Origin of the sequence: Mycolicibacterium gilvum (genome assembly GCF_900454025.1) — a bacterium.
Classification (GTDB): Bacteria; Actinomycetota; Actinomycetes; order Mycobacteriales; family Mycobacteriaceae; genus Mycobacterium; species Mycobacterium gilvum.
This window is the reverse complement of sequence record NZ_UGQM01000001.1, coordinates 1,621,879-1,638,164: the sequence shown is the minus strand read 5'-3', so window position 1 is coordinate 1,638,164 and position 16,286 is coordinate 1,621,879. Positions and strand designations below refer to the sequence as shown.

Annotated in this window: 16 protein-coding genes; 6 read left to right on the top strand and 10 right to left on the bottom strand. The window is 70.1% G+C overall.

Features of this window, described 5'->3' with window-relative positions:
• Positions 1-28: 28 nt before the first annotated feature.
• Entirely contained in the window at positions 29-280 is a 252-nt protein-coding gene (locus tag DYE23_RS07765; RefSeq protein WP_011895497.1) for a mycoredoxin, read from the top strand.
• On the opposite strand, the gene DYE23_RS07760 is transcribed toward DYE23_RS07765, so the two are convergent.
• The 3 genes from DYE23_RS07760 to DYE23_RS07750 form a co-directional block, all read right to left on the bottom strand.
• On the bottom strand, positions 277-513 hold the full coding sequence (locus tag DYE23_RS07760; protein ID WP_115326927.1) for a hypothetical protein: 237 nt from the start codon (positions 511-513) through the stop codon (positions 277-279). The genes DYE23_RS07765 and DYE23_RS07760 overlap by 4 nt on opposite strands.
• Positions 514-574: 61 nt before the next feature.
• Positions 575-1,501: an NAD(+) diphosphatase gene (nudC, locus tag DYE23_RS07755; protein ID WP_115326926.1), complete on the bottom strand. Its 927-nt coding sequence runs from the start codon at positions 1,499-1,501 to the stop codon at positions 575-577.
• Between the two features lie 28 nt (positions 1,502-1,529).
• Positions 1,530-2,609 carry a potassium channel family protein gene (locus DYE23_RS07750; protein ID WP_011895499.1) on the bottom strand — a complete coding sequence of 360 codons (1,080 nt, stop codon included), beginning with the start codon at positions 2,607-2,609 and terminating at the stop codon, positions 1,530-1,532.
• A gap of 46 nt (positions 2,610-2,655) precedes the next feature.
• Between DYE23_RS07750 and DYE23_RS07745 the strand changes: the two genes are divergently transcribed.
• The gene (locus DYE23_RS07745) at positions 2,656-3,060 is read left to right on the top strand and encodes a DoxX family protein (protein WP_115326925.1); all 405 of its coding nucleotides are present in this window, start codon (positions 2,656-2,658) and stop codon (positions 3,058-3,060) included.
• Positions 3,061-3,067: 7 nt separating this feature from the next.
• On the opposite strand, the gene DYE23_RS07740 is transcribed toward DYE23_RS07745, so the two are convergent.
• Together DYE23_RS07740 and DYE23_RS07735 are read right to left on the bottom strand one after the other, a co-directional pair.
• Positions 3,068-6,343, bottom strand: coding sequence for an ATP-dependent helicase (locus tag DYE23_RS07740; RefSeq protein ID WP_115328897.1), 3,276 nt, complete (start codon positions 6,341-6,343; stop codon positions 3,068-3,070).
• A complete protein-coding gene (locus DYE23_RS07735) occupies positions 6,340-9,456 on the bottom strand; it encodes an ATP-dependent helicase (protein ID WP_115326924.1) in 3,117 nt (1,038 codons plus the stop codon). The genes DYE23_RS07740 and DYE23_RS07735 overlap by 4 nt, the downstream gene beginning before the upstream one ends.
• Before the next feature lie 78 nt (positions 9,457-9,534).
• Between DYE23_RS07735 and DYE23_RS07730 the strand changes: the two genes are divergently transcribed.
• Positions 9,535-10,329: an alpha/beta fold hydrolase gene (locus DYE23_RS07730; protein WP_099961099.1), complete on the top strand. Its 795-nt coding sequence runs from the start codon at positions 9,535-9,537 to the stop codon at positions 10,327-10,329.
• A gap of 2 nt (positions 10,330-10,331) precedes the next feature.
• Entirely contained in the window at positions 10,332-10,628 is a 297-nt protein-coding gene (locus DYE23_RS07725; protein WP_013472453.1) for an MGMT family protein, read from the top strand.
• 79 nt (positions 10,629-10,707) lie between these two features.
• On the opposite strand, the gene DYE23_RS07720 is transcribed toward DYE23_RS07725, so the two are convergent.
• From DYE23_RS07720 to DYE23_RS07710, 3 genes are all read right to left on the bottom strand, one after another.
• Positions 10,708-11,562, bottom strand: coding sequence for a TIGR02569 family protein (locus DYE23_RS07720; RefSeq protein ID WP_115328896.1), 855 nt, complete (start codon positions 11,560-11,562; stop codon positions 10,708-10,710).
• A 36-nt stretch (positions 11,563-11,598) separates the two neighbouring features.
• A complete protein-coding gene (moeZ, locus tag DYE23_RS07715) occupies positions 11,599-12,792 on the bottom strand; it encodes an adenylyltransferase/sulfurtransferase MoeZ (RefSeq protein ID WP_013472454.1) in 1,194 nt (397 codons plus the stop codon).
• A 174-nt stretch (positions 12,793-12,966) separates the two neighbouring features.
• Positions 12,967-13,989, bottom strand: coding sequence for a DUF3152 domain-containing protein (locus tag DYE23_RS07710; protein ID WP_041800319.1), 1,023 nt, complete (start codon positions 13,987-13,989; stop codon positions 12,967-12,969).
• 186 nt (positions 13,990-14,175) lie between these two features.
• Here DYE23_RS07710 and fasR point away from each other — a divergent pair, with 186 nt between their 5' ends.
• Positions 14,176-14,850 carry an HTH-type transcriptional activator FasR gene (fasR, locus tag DYE23_RS07705; RefSeq protein WP_011895508.1) on the top strand — a complete coding sequence of 225 codons (675 nt, stop codon included), beginning with the start codon at positions 14,176-14,178 and terminating at the stop codon, positions 14,848-14,850.
• Positions 14,851-14,933: 83 nt separating this feature from the next.
• Here fasR and DYE23_RS07700 read toward each other — a convergent pair whose 3' ends face one another.
• Together DYE23_RS07700 and DYE23_RS30800 are read right to left on the bottom strand one after the other, a co-directional pair.
• Entirely contained in the window at positions 14,934-15,182 is a 249-nt protein-coding gene (locus DYE23_RS07700; RefSeq protein WP_011895509.1) for a DUF3107 domain-containing protein, read from the bottom strand.
• A gap of 44 nt (positions 15,183-15,226) precedes the next feature.
• On the bottom strand, positions 15,227-15,385 hold the full coding sequence (locus DYE23_RS30800; RefSeq protein ID WP_172527729.1) for a hypothetical protein: 159 nt from the start codon (positions 15,383-15,385) through the stop codon (positions 15,227-15,229).
• A 55-nt stretch (positions 15,386-15,440) separates the two neighbouring features.
• Here DYE23_RS30800 and DYE23_RS07695 point away from each other — a divergent pair, with 55 nt between their 5' ends.
• Entirely contained in the window at positions 15,441-16,283 is an 843-nt protein-coding gene (locus tag DYE23_RS07695; protein WP_115326923.1) for a hypothetical protein, read from the top strand.
• The last annotated feature ends 3 nt before the right edge of the window (positions 16,284-16,286 follow it).

Below are 16,286 nucleotides of genomic sequence, written 5' to 3'. Positions count from 1 at the left end.
CCGCGGCGTCGACTACGTTGAATGCCTTATGAGCACTGATGTACCGGCGGTGACGATGTACACGACCTCGTGGTGTGGCTACTGCGTTCGGCTGAAGAAGGTTCTCAAGAACGAGGGCATCACGTTCGCCGAGGTCAACATCGAGGAGGATCCGGCCGCCGCGGAGTTCGTCGGTTCGGTCAACGGCGGAAACCACGTCGTCCCCACGCTGAAGTTCGCCGACGGTTCGACGTTGACCAACCCGACCGGAGCGCAGGTCAAAGCCAAACTGGCGAGCTAGGTCCGGGTCGGCCCGCTCGGCCGGCCGGGGTCGTCGCCCCGGCGGATCCGGATGATCCCCGCCGCCAACGAGGCGAGGGCGAGGCCGAGGAACACCGTGCCCATCACCAACGCCACCAGGCCGCCGTAGTTCACGAAGCCGACGATGCGCACCACGCCCATCACGGCCGCGACAAGCCCGCCGACGATGAACCACCGGGCTTGCCTGACGGTCGGCGGAAGTAGGGTCTCCACGGCGCTCCGATCCCGAGACTGACTGAAGTCATTCAGCCTACGGGGTGGCGCGCACGGCGAATCAGTCCAGGGCCGCCCAGGACTCGATGATCTCGCGGGCGATCGAGATCGAGCCGGGCAGCAACAACCGGGAGCTGCTGTCGGAGCTCCAGTCGCCCTGGTCGAGGGCCTCCCGGATCTCGGCGCGGGTGAACCACTGCGCCTCGGCGATCTCACCGTCGTTGAACGAGAACGGCTGCTCGGGGTCACCCACGGCGTGGAAGCCGACCATCAGCGACCGCGGGAACGGCCAGGGTTGGGACCCCAGGTATTCGACGTCGGTGACCGTCAGGCCGATCTCCTCGGCGATTTCGCGGACCACACACGATTCGAACGACTCCCCGGCCTCGACGAAGCCGGCGAGGATCGAGAAGAGCCGCGGCGGCCACACCGTCTGGCGCGCCAGCACCGCACGGTCGTGCCCGTCGTGCACCAGGCAGATCACCGCGGGGTCGATCCGCGGGAACTCCTCCTGCCCGGTGGCGGGGTTGATCCGCGCCCAGCCGCTCTTGATCGGCGTCGTCGGAGCACCGTCGACGGGGCTGAACCGGGCGCTGTCGTGCCAGTTCAGCAGTGCCGTCGCGGTCGCGACGAGTTGCGCGCTGACGTCGTCGAACACATCGCCGGTGCGGCGCAGGTCGAGCACCTGGACGGGCGTGGTCTCGTCCTCGGGTGGCTGCAGGTCCGAACGCACCGCCCACACGTGGCGGCCGTCGTCGAGTTTTCCGAGGAACACCGCGTTCTCGGGCGGGGACGGACCCACCGAGACCGCACGGTTCAGGACGGCGCGGCCGTCGGAGATCAGTACCTGGTTGCGTCGGTCGACGCGCAGCAGCAGCGCCTCCGACCATCCCGCGATCGCCGCATCGATGTCGGTGCGCAGGGTGTCGGCGCGATCGGCGCCCACCCTCGACAGCAGCGGAATGTTGCGTAGCCGGAACGGTGTCATAGAGGTTCTCTGCTCTTCGCGCCAGCGCTCATCGATCCTCGTCCGCGGACCGGATGTAGAGCAGCCGGTCCCCCAGCTCGAGCGCGTCGACCTCGGGATCGTCGACCCGGATCAGCTTCTTGTTGCGCACGACCCCGAGCACGATGTCGGTCTGGTGCCGCGGCGAGCCGCCCGCCTCTTTCGGGGACACCTCGCGCTCGGCGATGGCGAAACCGCGGTCGGGGGTCAGCAGGTCCTCCATCATCTCCACGACGCTCGGGGTCTGCACGGCGATGCCGAGCAGCCGCCCCGCGGTCTCGGAGGTCACCACGGTGGAGTCCGCACCGGACTGTTTGAGCAGGTGCTCGTTGTCGGTCTCGCGCACCGCCGCGATGATCTGCGCCCGCGGCGCGAGCTCACGGGCGGTGAGCGTGACGAGGACCGCGGTGTCGTCGCGATTGGCGGCCACGATGATGGTCTTGGCGTGTTGCGCGCCGGCCAGGCGCAGGACTTCGGAGTCGGTCGCGGTGCCGCGCACGGTCACCAGACCGGCGCTCTTGGCGCGGTCCAGGGCCGAGGTGTCCTCGTCGACCACCACGATGTCGCCGGGGGCGATCTCGTCGCCGACCATCGCCGCGGCGGCGGTACGGCCCTTGGTGCCGTAGCCGACGATGATGATGTGGTTGCGCAATCTGCTCCTCCAGCGCTGGATTTGATAGACCTGCCGCGATTGCGTAGTGAGCGTCTCGACGGTGGTACCGATGAGCACGATCAGGAACGCCACCCGCAGCGGCGTGATGACCAGGACGTTGATCAGCCGCGCCTCCGGCGTGATCGGCGTGATGTCGCCATAGCCGGTAGTCGACAGCGACACCGTCGCGTAGTACAGGCAGTCCAGGAACGACAGCGGGTTTTCCTGGGAGTCGCGGTAACCGTCGCGGTCGAGGTAGACGATCAGCACCGCGGCGAACAGCGCGCCGAGGGCGTAGATGACGCGGACCGTGATGCGCCGCGCCGGGCTGACCGTCTCGGTCGGGATCTGCACACGATCGGTGAGCGCGTGGACCGGCATGTCGGCCAACGACTGATCGAACCGACGCAGCCGTCGGCGCAGACGACCCTCAGCCACGAGGGCCGGTCAGGAGGTGAGGCAGCCGCACCAGCACAATGTAATCATGACCTCTTCTCCGTCCGCACTGCAGCGGATTTCCACGTCCTCACGTGGCGCCCGAATGGGCGCCTGGCTGGTCGGGATGGGGGTCCTGCACTTCGCGGCCCCCAAGCCGTTCGACACGATCATCCCGGAGGAGCTGCCGGGCTGGGCGCGGTTCTACACCTACGCATCCGGCGTCGCCGAGGTCGGCGTCGGCGGTCTGCTGCTGGTCCCCGCGACGCGGCGCATCGGTGCCCTGTCGGCGATCGCGCTGTTCGTCGGCGTGTTCCCGGGCAACGCCAACATGGTCCGGATGTGGTTCCGCGACCCGACCAAGAACCTCGCGATGCGCCTCGGTGCGATCGCCCGGCTGCCGCTCCAGGTCCCGATGATCACCCAGGCCTGGAAGATCTACAAGGAGAGCTGAGCACCCGTCAGGCGGCATCCTCGTCGTCGCGGTCGGCCAGCAGGGCGATCAGGTCGTCCTCCTCGGGCAGCGCGTCCGGCATCACGGTGCGCCCTGATCGCACGTAGTGGAATGCGGCCCGCACCGCAGACGTCGGACAACCGTGCAGTCGCGCCCACGCCAGCCGGTAGACCGCCAGCTGAAGTGCGTTGTGCGCCAGCACCTCCGGGTCTGTCGGCATCTCGCCTGTCTTCCAGTCCACCACGGTGAACGAGCCGTCGCCGTCGGCGAAGATCGCGTCGATCCGCCCGCGCACGATGCGGCCGGCCAGCATCATGTCGAACGGCACCTCGACGTCGATCGGGGTGCGCGCCGCCCACGGCGACACCGCGAACGCGGTCTGCAGTTCGTCGAGCTCTCCCCTGTCCTGACGGTCGGCGTCGACGGCGCCCGGCAGATCGTCGAGGTCGAAGAGTTTCTCCGCCTGGAAGTACCGCTGCACCCATTCGTGGAAAGCCGTCCCCAGCAACGCATGTGAGTCCGGACGGCGGGGCAGGCGGCGCTGCAGCCGGTGCGCGACGGCTTCGGGGTCGCGACCGAGCTCGACCATGGCGCTGACCGACAGCTGCGCCGGAAGCGACGGAACCGCCCGCTGTGCGGCGAGGTCACGTTCGGCGAGCAGCGCGTCGACGTCGGCCACCCACCCGTGATCATCGTCGGACCCGACCTCGGGGCATTCACCCGAGAGTGCCTCTGCGACAAGGTGTGCGCCGCGGTCGACGGGCCCCCGAGGGCCCGCCACCGGGTCCACCGGCCACACGGCCTCGACGACCCGGTCCCGGATCGGATTGGTCTCGCCGTCGGCGGGCGCATCGGCCCACACGGCGATCGATCCGCACGGCCGCCCCTCCTCGATCGACGCATCGATGACGTCCTTGATCTCGGTCAGGAAGGTCGACGGACCCCGCGGCTTGGATTCGGTGGCACCCCAGTGGTGTCCGGACACCAGAAGCGTGTGCTCGGCACGGGTGATCGCCACGTAGAGCAGGCGGCGTTCCTCGTCGGTGCGGCGCTGGTCGAGGCTGCTCTTGTGCGCGGCGATCTTGTCGGACAGTCCTTTCCGATCGCTCACATCGGAGGTGTCGAGCACCGGGACGCCGTGGGCAGACACGGTCGCGCAATCTCCGCGCAGCAGCGGCGGAAGGTCGGCCGCATCGGTGAGCCAGGTCCGCGGGGACGCGGTGGACGGGAACACCCGCCCCACCAGATGCGGCACGGCGACGATCTGCCACTCCAGGCCTTTGGCGGCGTGCACCGTCAGGATCTGCACCCGGTCGGACGACACCGTGACCTCCGCCGGCGCCAGGCCGTTCTCGACCTGCTCGGCGGTGTCGAGGTAGGCCAGCAGCCCCGATGCGGTCGGTGTTCCCCGCGACGCGAACTCGGCGACGACGTCGCCGAAGCGGTCCAGATGCTCGGTACCCGACCAGCCCGCCGAGATCGGCTGCGCTGCACGGACTTCAGCGTCGATACCGAGAGTGCGGCGGATCTCTGCGACGAGGTCGGGCAGCGGGCTCGACAGGTGCGCGCGCAGCGCGGTCAACTCGCGACCGAGCGCGACGATGCGGGCGTATCCGGTCGGCGAGTACGCCGCGGCCGGTCCGGGATCGCAGACCGCATCGGCCAGGCATGCGTCATCGGCGTCGGGCTCGAGCTTGGCCACGATCTCCGCTGTCGCCGACACCGCATCGGAGGCCGACGGGCCGGTGTCGACCAGCGTCACCGCACGTCGCCAGAGCGCGGTGAGGTCGCGGGCGCCGAGACGCCACCGCGGGCCGGTGAGCACGCGCACCGCGGCGGCACCGGCGGTCGGGTCCACCGCGACCCGCAGCATCGCCACGACGTCGGCGACCTCGGGCACCGCGAGCAGACCCGCCAGGCCCACCACCTCGACCGGCACGCCCCGCCGGCTCAGCGCGTCGGCCATCGGGGCGGCGTCGGCATTGCGCCGGACCAGCACCGCGGCCGTCGGGGCGGTCCCCGACGCGGCGAGTCCACCGTGCCACCTGTGCGCGACCTGATCGGCGACCCAGTCACGCTCGGCCTCGACATCGGAGAGCAGCGCGGCCCGCACGCTGCCGGGTTCGGCGTTCGGCCGCGGCTGCAGCGACCGGACCTCGACCGAGCGGCGCCGTGCGTCGACCGAGGCCGCGTTGGCCAGGTGCAGCACCTCGGGCGGATTGCGCCAGCTGGTGCGCAATTCCAGCGTGGGTGCCGGAGTGCCGTCCGACAGCGGGAAGTCGGTGGTGAACCGGGGCAGGTTGGTCGCCGATGCGCCGCGCCACCCGTAGATCGACTGAATGGGATCGCCGACAGCGGTCAGCGCCAGCCCGTCGTCGGCGCCTCCGCCGAACAGCGACGACAGCGCCACCCGTTGCGCGTGCCCGGTGTCCTGGTATTCGTCGAGCAGGACGACGCGGTAACGCTGCCGCAGCTGCTCCCCGACCGCCGGATGTGTGGACGCCAGCCGCGCTGCCGAGGCCATCTGCATCCCGAAATCCATGACGCGCTCCTCGCGCATCCGGTGGTGCAGCGCATCGATGAGCGGCACCAGCATGGTGCGTTCGGTCTGAGTGGCCAGCATCCGCAACAGCCACTGGCTCGGCCCACGGTCGCGCTGATATCTGCCCGCCGGCAGCGTGTGGACCAGCCGGTCGAGTTCGACATGGGTGTCGCGCAGTTGCTCGGTGTCGACGAGATGCTCGGAGAGCTGCCCGGCCAACCGGAGCACCATCGCGGTGATCGAGGCCGGGGACTTGTCGGTGTCGAGCGCTGCGGGATGCTCGCAGACCACCCGGAACGCCAACTGCCACAGCTCTGTCTCGCCGAGCAGCCGGGTGTCGGGCTCGACCGGCAGCATCAGCCCGAACTCGCGGAGCAGAGTGCCCGCGAACGCGTGGTAGGTCCCGATCGTGACGGGATCGTCGGCAAGATCCGCGCCGGCCGCCGGGATGGTCAGTCCGGCACCGGCGAGGCGCGCCAGCCGCGACCGCACGCGGCGCAGCAGTTGCCCGGCCGCCTTGCGGGTGAACGTCAGCCCGAGGACCTCTCCCGGTGTCGCGTAGCCGTTGGCGACCAGCCAGACCACCCGGGCCGCCATCGTCTCCGTCTTGCCCGCTCCGGCGCCGGCGATGACGACCAGCGGCCCCGGTGGCGCCGCGATGACGGCGGCCTGTTCCTCGGTGGGCTCGAAAAGGCCCAGCGCTCTGGACAGTTCGGCGGGGCTGTAGAGGGGTGTGCTCATGGCTGACTCCTGGAATTCTGTGCCGGGCACGTCGCACGGACCGGGCAGTGCGCGCATCCGTCGTTCACCCGGGCGACGAACGACGGGCCCTGCGTCGCCGCGGCCGCCTCGTGAACCCGGGCCTCCCACAGCTCGCGCACCTCGGGGGTCACCGCGTCCTGGTGGCGTTCGGTCGCGCGTCCGCCGGTGGTCTTGCCGAGATAGACCAGGCGGCCGCCGCCGGGCTCGTCGCCGTCGGCGATCAAACCGGCCGCGACGGCCAACTGGTACATCGCCAACTGTGCGTGCGCCTGCGCGTCGTCCTTGCTGACCGGGCTCTTACCCGTCTTGACGTCGACCACGACCAGCCGTCCCTCACTGTCGCGTTCGAGACGGTCCAGACGGCCGCGCACCCGCACCCCCGGGCCGTCTCCGTCACCGCCGGCGACCACACCGTCGACGTCGATCTCGGTACCGACCTCGGTGAGTTCGCCCCGGGTGTCGCTGCGCCACTTCAGGAACGTCGCCAGCATCTCCAGATGACGGATCCGCTCGTTGTCGGAATGCCACTGGGCGTCGAAAGGCAGCTTGCCCCAGACCTTGTCGAGCTCATCGAGCAACACCGACTCTGCTGTGCCGGACTCGGAGACCAACGCATGCACCAGCGATCCCAGGGTGGAACGCACGTCCCGGCCCCGCGCGCCTCCGTGGCGCTCCAGCAGCCACCGCAGGGGGCAGTCCGCCAGCATCTGCAGCGTCGACGGCGACAGCGTCACCACATGGTCGTCGCCGTCCCAGAGCGGTTCGTCGCTGGACAGTTCGCGCGCGCCGTACCACGACGACGGATCGGCGCCGTGCACCCCCGCCGTCGCCAGACGCGCCAACTGCGCGGCAGCACAGACTCTTTCGTCCTCGGAAACCTCATCGGATCCGGCGCACACCACAGAGCGCAGCCGACCCACCACCGCGGCGGGCGAGAGCACCCGGGGCGCCCGGATCGGCAGTGCCGGCTCCGGCACCGGCTCGGTCGCCATCGCGGCGAGCTCGTGGCAGAACGGCGACGGCAGCGCCGCCTCGTCGCCGGAGTCGCTGTCGACCGCGGTGACCAGCACCCGGCTGCGGGCACGTCCCATCGCCGCGATCAGCAGTCTGCGTTCCTCGGCCAGCAGCGGGGCCCGGCTGGACAGCCGCTGCCCCGGTGCGGCGACACCGTCGATCACATCGACCAGATGCTGTGTCGCGAGTACCCCGCCCCGCGGAGACACGTTGGGCCACAGCCCTTCCTGCAGGCCGGCGAGAACAACGAAGTCCCACTCACCGCTGAGTGCGGCGTGCGCGCTGATCAACGAAATCGCGTCACCGGAGCGTGCGTCGTCGCGCGCCGGCGGCAGCGACAGCCCCGTGATGTGGTCGATCAGACCGCGTAGCGACGCGCCCGCGGTGCGCTCCACGTACTGTTCGGCGACGTCGAACAGCGCCGTGACCGCGTCGAGGTCGCGCTCGGCCTGCGCGGCAGCCGGACCGCCGCGCTCCGCCGCGGCGAGCCAGCGCTTCTGCAGTCCGGAACGGTTCCACGCCTGCCACAGCGTCTGGCGCGGATCGCCACCCTGCTCGGCGCTGCGGCGGGCCGCGGTCAGCACCGCACGCAGCCGGCGCAGCGCCCGCGCATGCTGGTCCGGCAGCGCGGCGACGTCCCGCCCGAGCGCCTCGACCAGAAGCTCACCGAAACCGCGGTCGGCGGCGGTGGCACCGCGGCGCAGGGTGCGGCGCAGCTGCCGCAGCGACACCGGGTCGACGCGGCCGATCGGACCGGTCACCAGGGCCAGTGCGCGCTCCCCGTCCAGCTTCTCGGCGGTGGCTTCCAGCACGGTCAACAGCGCCTGCACCGCAGGCTGATTCGCCAGCGGGACGTCCGGGTGCGGGTCCTCGACGGGGACACCGGCAGCGGCGAGTGCCCTCCCGAGGGACGCGCCCGTGCGCGGTACGGACCGGACGATCACCGCCATCCGGTCCCACGGGACACCGTCGACGAGGTGTGCCCGCCGCAGGGCATCGGCGATCAGCGCCGACTCCGCGTGCGGCGACGCCGCGATGCGCACGGCGAGCGTCCCCTGCTCCCCACGGCCGGTGAACTCACGCGACGCATCGGCACCCGGCAGCCTTCGCGTGATCGCGGCGATCGCATCGGCCAGCGGGGCCGCGCAACGGTGCGAGCGGTTGAGGATCAATGCGGGTCCGTCCCCGCGCAGCAAGGCCGGATCGGCGCCGCGATAGCCGAACACGGTCTGGTGCGGGTCCCCGGCGATCACGGTGAGCTCGGCGCCGGCGGCGAGGACCTCGACCAGACGCGCCGCCTGCGGGTCGAGGTGCTGGGCGTCGTCGACGAGCAACAGCTGCACCCGGGAACGCTCGGCGGACAGCAGGTCGGCGTCCATCGCGAAGGCCTCCAGCGCGGCCCCCACCAACTCCGCGGCGCCCAACGCGGGCACGGTCGCCTGGGGAGCCGCCATGCCGACCGCCGACCGCAGCAGCATGATCTGCTCGTAGGCCTGGGCGAACCGGCCGGCAGCCTGCCATTCCGGCCGCCCTGCGTTGCGCCCGATGCGTTGCAGCGCAACAGGATCGATGCCCCGCTCGCTGCAGCGGGCCATCAGGTCGCGCAGTTCGGTGGCGAATCCGACCGTGCTCAGCGCCGGCCGCAGCTGCTCGGGCCAGCGCACCGGTGAGGCGGGGCCGTCCTCGACGTCGCCGGCGAGAAGCTCGCGGATGATGCCGTCCTGCTCGGCGCTCGTGATGAGCCGCGGAGGCGGACTCCCGTTGCGCTGCGCGGCGAGCCGCAGGACACCGAACGCATACGAGTGCACGGTGCGGACGAGGGGCTCGCGCACGGCGGCACGACCGCCCGCTCCCAGCAACGCCGAGGTGATCGAGGCACGTACCTGCGCGCTCAGCCGTGCCGAACCCGTCAGCAGCAGAACCGATTCCGGGTCACAGCCGGCCGCGATGTGGGCTACCGCCGTGTCGACGAGCAGGCTGCTCTTGCCGGTCCCGGGCCCGCCCAGCACCCGCACGGTGCCGCGCAGATCACGCCGGCCCAAAGCGTCAGTCGTGAGTTCGGTCTGCGGTGCGGACATGCACGCATGACATCACGGGGGTACGACAAGTGGCCCTGACCTGGCCGCCGTCCACAACACCTGGCAGCATCTGCGGGTGTGACCGAACAGCTGTGCACCTACCGTTTCGGACCGGCCGGACCCGCCCGCGTTCTGGCGATCCACGGATTGACCGGCCACGGTAAGCGTTGGGAGAGTCTGTTCACCCGTCACCTGTCCGACATCCCCGCCGTCGCCCCCGATCTGGTGGGACACGGGCGGTCGTCGTGGGATGCGCCGTGGACGATCGAGGCCAACGTGGCGGCCCTGACCGCGCTCCTGGACGCCGAAGCCGAGGGCCCGGTGGTCGGCCCGGTGGTAGTCGTGGGTCACTCGTTCGGAGGCGCGATCGCGCTGAACCTCGCTGCGGCGCGGCCCGATCTGATCGCCGGGCTGGTGCTGCTCGATCCGGCGGTGGGGCTCGACGGGCGGTGGATGCGCGAGATCGCCGACGAGATGTACACCTCCCCCGACTACACCGATCGGGAGGAAGCCCGCCAGGAGAAGATCGGCGGTTCGTGGGGTGAGGTCGCCGAGGACGAGCTCGACCGCGAACTCGACGAACACCTCGTCGCCTCCGCCGGCGGACGGGTCGGGTGGCGGATCAGCATCCCGGCGATGCTGTGTTATTGGAGCGAGCTGACCCGCCCCGCGGTGATTCCCCGCGACGGCACGCCGACCACGCTGGTGCGGGCAACCCGTACCGATCCGCCGTATGCAGGCGACGAACTGGTCGCCGCCCTCGACGCCGGCCTGGGACCGAATTTCACACTGCTGGAATGGGACTGCGACCACATGGTGCCCCTCGCCAGGCCCGCCGAGACCGCGAGGCTCATCCGGGATCTGCTTCCCTGACCATGGCCGCGATCACCGACGATCAGGTCGAGGTCGTACGCGCGCTCGTCGCGGCGATCCCTGCGGGCCGGGTCGCGACCTACGGCGACATCGCCGGTGCAGCCGGCCTGTCGAGTCCGCGCATCGTCGCGTGGATCATGCGCACGGATTCGGCGGATCTGCCATGGCACAGGGTGATTCCGGTGTCGGGCCGGCCCGCCCCGCATCTGGCCGGCCGTCAGCTCGACCGGCTGCGCGCCGAGGGCGTCCTCGCCCGCGACGGCAGGGTGCCGCTCGCGGAGTACCGGCACACGTTCTGACGCGTCGAGCCTGGCGCCACAGCGGTGAATCCGACCGCGATCACAGCCGGGAACCTCCGTTCGGCGGAACCGCGAGGCCTCAGAGCGTCAGGCGGATCAACGACGCCGAACGCGCCAGACCCGGGAACGCGGCGGCCGTCGACCTCGGATGCAGGGCGTGCACCGCCAGCCGGAACATCAACGCCCGCAACAACATCTGCGGCCATTCCGGCAGCTGCGCCCACCGCTCGATGAGCGCGTCGTCAGCCTCGCCCCACGACAGCGCGTCGACCACGACGACACCTGTCGCCCACGCCGGCGGGCGCCAGTAGGGGGTGATGTCGGTGATCCCGGGCGCTGCGGTGCCGGCGAAAAGCACTGTGCCGTAGAGGTCTCCGTGCACCACCTGGCTCGGGCTCTTGGTCGGGCGGCGCAGCGTCGCCAGCTGGTTGAGCAGTTCGATGGACTTCTGACCGTCGGCCGCTCCCGGCCCGACCCTGGCGCCGGGAGGCAGCGAGTGCAGCGGCCGTTCCTCCCACGCCGCGCGGTCCGCGGCGATGAAGACGTCGACGTCACCCCACGGCGCGATCGGCGGCTGGGTCAGGAACCTCGGGCGTTCCAGCTTCGCCATCGCCTCGTGCAGGCGCACCGCCGCGGAGACGACCTCGTCATGGCGAGGTTCGGGGGTGCCGGCCACGTAGGTGTCGGCCCGCCAGCCCGCGACGACGTAGCGTCCGTCGGTAGAGCGCACGGGCCGGGCCAGCCGCACCCCGTCGACGAACAGCGTCTCCCGGACCTTCGCCGACCAGGCCGCGCGGGCGTGGTCGGCGACCATCGACAGCACGACTTCGCCACAGCGCCAACCGCCCTCCCAGCTGGAGCCGAGCGGAGCCGGTTGCACGCCGGACAGCCCGAAAGCTGCGAGTACATGCTCTGGCGGTCGCTCTGCAGTCACCGCCACAGCCTAAGCGCCGAGAGGTCGAACCCCGCGTTAGTACATCACCATGTCGGGTTCGAGTTGCTTGCCCCAGGCCACGATCCCGCCCTGGACGTGCATCGCATCCGCGAACCCCGCCTTCTTGACGATGGCGAGCACCTCCGCCGAGCGGATACCGGTCTTGCAGTAGAACACCGGGGTCCGGTCGTTGTCGAGCTTGGAGAGCGCCTCACCGCTCTCGAATCCGCCCTTGGGGATCAACTCGGCGCCCTCGATGCGGTTGATGTCCCACTCCACCGGTTCACGGACGTCGATCAGCGCCAACGGCTTTCCCGAGTCCAGCAGCTCCCGCAGCTCACGCGGCGTGATCGTGGAGTCCGCAGCGGCTTCCGCGGCCGCATCGGAGACCACTCCGCAGAACGCCTCGTAGTCGATGAGCTCGGTGATCTTCGGGGTGGACGGATCCTTGCGGATCTTGATGGTCCGGTAGCTCATGTCCAGCGCGTCGTAGACCATGAGCCGGCCCAGCAGCGGATCGCCGATCCCGGTGATCAGCTTGATCGCCTCGGTGCCCATCACCGACGCGATCGACGCGCACAGGATGCCGAGCACGCCGCCCTCGGCGCACGACGGCACCATTCCCGGCGGCGGCGGCTCGGGGTAGAGGTCGCGGTAGTTCAGGCCACGTTCTCTGCCGCCCTCGTCGGCCGGCGCGTCCTCCCAGAAGATCGACACCTGCCCCTCGAAGCGGTAGATCGAGCCCCAGACGTACGGCTTGCCCGCCAGCACCGCGGCGTCGTTGACCAGGTAGCGCGTCGCGAAGTTGTCGGTGCCGTCGAGGATCAGGTCGTACTGCTCGAAGAGTTCGACCGCGTTGTCGGGTTCCAGACGGAACTCGTGCAGGTTCACCGTGACGAGCGGGTTGACCTCGAGCACGGAGTCCTTGGCGCTCTGCGCCTTCGGCCTGCCGATGTCGGACTGCCCGTGGATGATCTGGCGCTGCAGATTGGATTCGTCGACGACGTCGAACTCGACGATGCCGATCGTGCCGACGCCGGCGGCGGCCAGGTAGAGCAGGGTCGGTGATCCGAGTCCACCGGCGCCGATGACGAGGACGCGGGCGTTCTTCAGACGCTTCTGACCGTCCAGACCGAGGTCGGGGATGATGAGGTGGCGGCTGTAGCGCGCGACCTCTTCTTTGGTGAGTTCAGCAGCTGGTTCGACCAGCGGCGGCAACGGTGTCGACACCGACTATCTCCTTGGTTGGCTGTATGACCCATCTCAGCAGGTACCGATGTCAACAGCAACGAGGGCCCGACCCTTCCCGCGCGCTCGGGCTCGGTGAGCGCGCGCGCTGGCACGAGAATTGCGGCGCGGCGGCGTGCAGACGCGCGCGCTCGCGGTGCGGAGGGACCGACGGTGTCAGGCGATCGGGTACGGCCACGGGTTGAAGCGGCAGGACAGGCCGTCCGGGGTGACCGTGCCGGGGTCGAACCTGGCCGCGTCGTTGTTGTTGGTGGAGAACGTCTGCTGCATCATGATCGGCGCGAGGGCGCCGTTCTCCGTGCACTGCTCGTGGCGCTGGTAGCCGATGGCGTGTCCAACCTCGTGGTTGATCACATACTGCCGGTAGGACCCGATGTCGCCCTGGAACGGGACCGCGCCGCGCACCCACCGCGCCTCGTTGATGAACACCCGGGGCTGGCCGCCGAACGCGGGGTTGTAGCAGGACGCCTCGAGCTGGATGTCGTAGCCGCAGCCCTGGCGGATCGTCATCGGCGAGGTGAGCGACACCCGGAAGTCGGGGACGACGCCGGCGGCGGCGTCGACGCGGGTGAACCCGAACTGCGCGTTGTGGGTCCAGCTCTTCGGATTGGCCAGGGTCTCGCTGACCATCCGTGCGAAGCCCTCGTCGCCGCCGAAGGTCGTGGTGTCGACGCCGTCCTCGACCTCGACGGTGTAGGTGAAGACCTTGGTGGTGCCCTGGCCGACCTGAGGAAGTGCGCCGGGGACGATGTGCCAGGTGCCTGCGCCGGCTTCGGTGAACGGGCCGCCCTGCGGCAGGATCCCGGTCGGCAGGTTCGCGTCGAACTCGGTCAGGCCCTTGGGCGGCGCGCCGACGATGGACGTGCTCGGAACCCCGATGGTCGGCGGGCCCTGAACCGGGCCCTCGTCCTCGACCGCCTGCGGCGCGCTCGTGCCGGTGATGGTCTGGTAGATCACGACCGCGGTGAGCACCACCAGCAGAGGCAACGCGTAGGCCCGCCACCCGTAGGTGGAGACGAAGCGACCGATCCAGGTCTGTTTGCGCCAGCGCCTGTGCTCATCCCGGTTGGAGCGCACCCGTCCCGGGTGCTCTGCCAGCGGGTCGCGTTGCGCGCGAAGCGGCTCTCGCCATTCGTCGCGCAGCACCGGCACGCGACCGCGCCCCGGGTCGTAGGTCACCGAAACAGGATGACACAGGTCAAGGGATGTGAAGGTCCGGCGCGCCACCGAAGTACGGCGCGCGGCGTTCCGGCGTGCGGGCGCGGTCGAGCGCTGTCCTGAGGCGTAGGGTCGGCCAACGGTAGTACTGTCATACGCAGCGAATTGAAGCCGCCGGTCGAGCCGGCCGGAGATCTCGAGGTTCTGATGAGCGAACTCGCCAAGACGGCGCCGCGGCGAGGGGGCCAGCCGGCGAACGGCACCGGCTCCTCCGGTGCGGCCCGACGTGGCAACCGTCTGCCGCGCGACGAGCGCCGGGGTCAGCTGCTGGCCGCGGCGAGCGAAGTGTTCGTCGACCGCGGCTACCACGCCGCAGGCATGGACGAGATCGCCGACCGTGCGGGTGTCAGCAAACCGGTTCTCTACCAACACTTCTCCTCGAAGGTCGAGCTCTACCTGGCGGTGCTGCAGCGTCACGTCGACAATCTGGTCTCCGGGGTGCGCCAGGCACTGCGGACCACGACCGACAACCGCCAGCGTGTGCGCGCCGCCGTGCAGGCGTTCTTCGACTTCATCGAGCATGACAGCCAGGGTTACCGGCTGATCTTCGAGAACGACTATGTGACCGAGCCGCAGGTCGCCGCCCAGGTCAAGGTCGCCACCGAGTCCTGCACGGACGCGGTGTTCGACCTGATCAGCCACGACTCCGGCCTGGAACCCCACCGGGCCCGCATGATCGCGGTCGGCCTGGTCAGCATCAGCGTCGACTCGGCGCGGTACTGGCTCAACAACGAGCGCCCCATCGACAAGGACGACGCCGTCGAGGGCACCGTGCAGTTCATCTGGGGCGGGCTGTCCCACGTGCCGCTGACACGGTCCTAGCTACCCCCTGGCCACAACGACAACGTGCGCCCCGCGTGGCATCTCGATCGAAACTGCCACGCGGGACGCACGTTTGGCGTGAGTTATACGGCCTCTGAGCCGACGGCGCCGACGCCGAACCCGACCCGGCGGGAATCCGCGGCACCGATCTCGACATAGGCGATCCGCGTGGACTGCACGAGGAAACGCCGCCCCTTCTCGTCGGTGAGACCCAGGACGCCGGGCTCGCCGCTCAGCGCGTCGGCCACCAACTTCTCCACCTCGGCCGGCGTCTGCGCGCTGGCGAAAACCAGCTCGCGCGGGCTGTCGGTGACACCGATCTTGACCTCCACGGTGGAAACCCTTCTGTTCGAAATGCTCGTCTTCCTTATGGAGGCTAGTGGACGTCGGCGCGGTGCGACGGAGCCGCCACCGCGCCCTCGCGCAGAGCGAACAACCGACCTCGGCGGGATTTCGGGCAGTGCCATAACAGCGCGGCGACCGAACCGAGTCCCGACCGTGACCGCGTCGAACGCGCGTCAGCCTCATCCGTCACCTCTGTCTCAGTAGCATCGGCCGCGACACCGGATACAGGACGACTGGAAAGCTTCATGAACAGGCCTTATACCGCGCAATCACCGTACTCACTGACGCCGACCGAGCGAATCCGCAGCGGGCGAGCCAGCGGACGGCGCGGCGGTGGATACGGCGGGAGCGATGTCGACGAACTGGACCGCTACGGCGACAGCGACACCGACGCCCTTCCCCCGTACCGGGACTACCGGCCAGGCGATCACGACGCCCACGACGCGTACGACACCGACGACTACACCGACGTCGAGAACTATGACGAATACCTCGACGAGGCGCGCATCGACCGCCGCTGGATGTGGATTGCCGGTGTCGCCGGGGCGATCCTGTTCGTCGCCGTCATCACCGTCAGCATGATCCTCGGCGGCGGGGACAGCGGTTCCGTCACGGCGACCGTGGCAGCTCCGCTGCCGACCTCCAGCGCTCCGGAACCGTCTGCCGCACCGTCACCGCGCGCCGCCGCCCCGGCGTCTCCGTCGCTGCCCGCGGAGACGGTCACGACGGTGACCCCGTCCGCGGAGACCCCGGCGCCGGTGGCCCCGTCACCGCTGCTGCCCGCCCCGCAGGCCGCCCCGCCGCCGGCCGCGGCCGCGCCCGGCACCGTGACCTACCGGATCACCGGCAACCGGGCCCTACTCGACCTCGTCACGATCATCTACACCGACGAGCAGGGCGCGCTGAAGACCGATGTGAACGCGGCGCTGCCGTGGACGAAGACGGTGGTCCTCAACCCGGGCGTGACGCTCAGCTCGGTCACCGCGACCAGCGTGTCCGGTCAGCTCAACTGCGCCATCCTCGACGCCAACGGCTCGCTGATCGCCGTGCAGAACAACAACTCGATCATCACCAACTGCACGCGCTAGCGG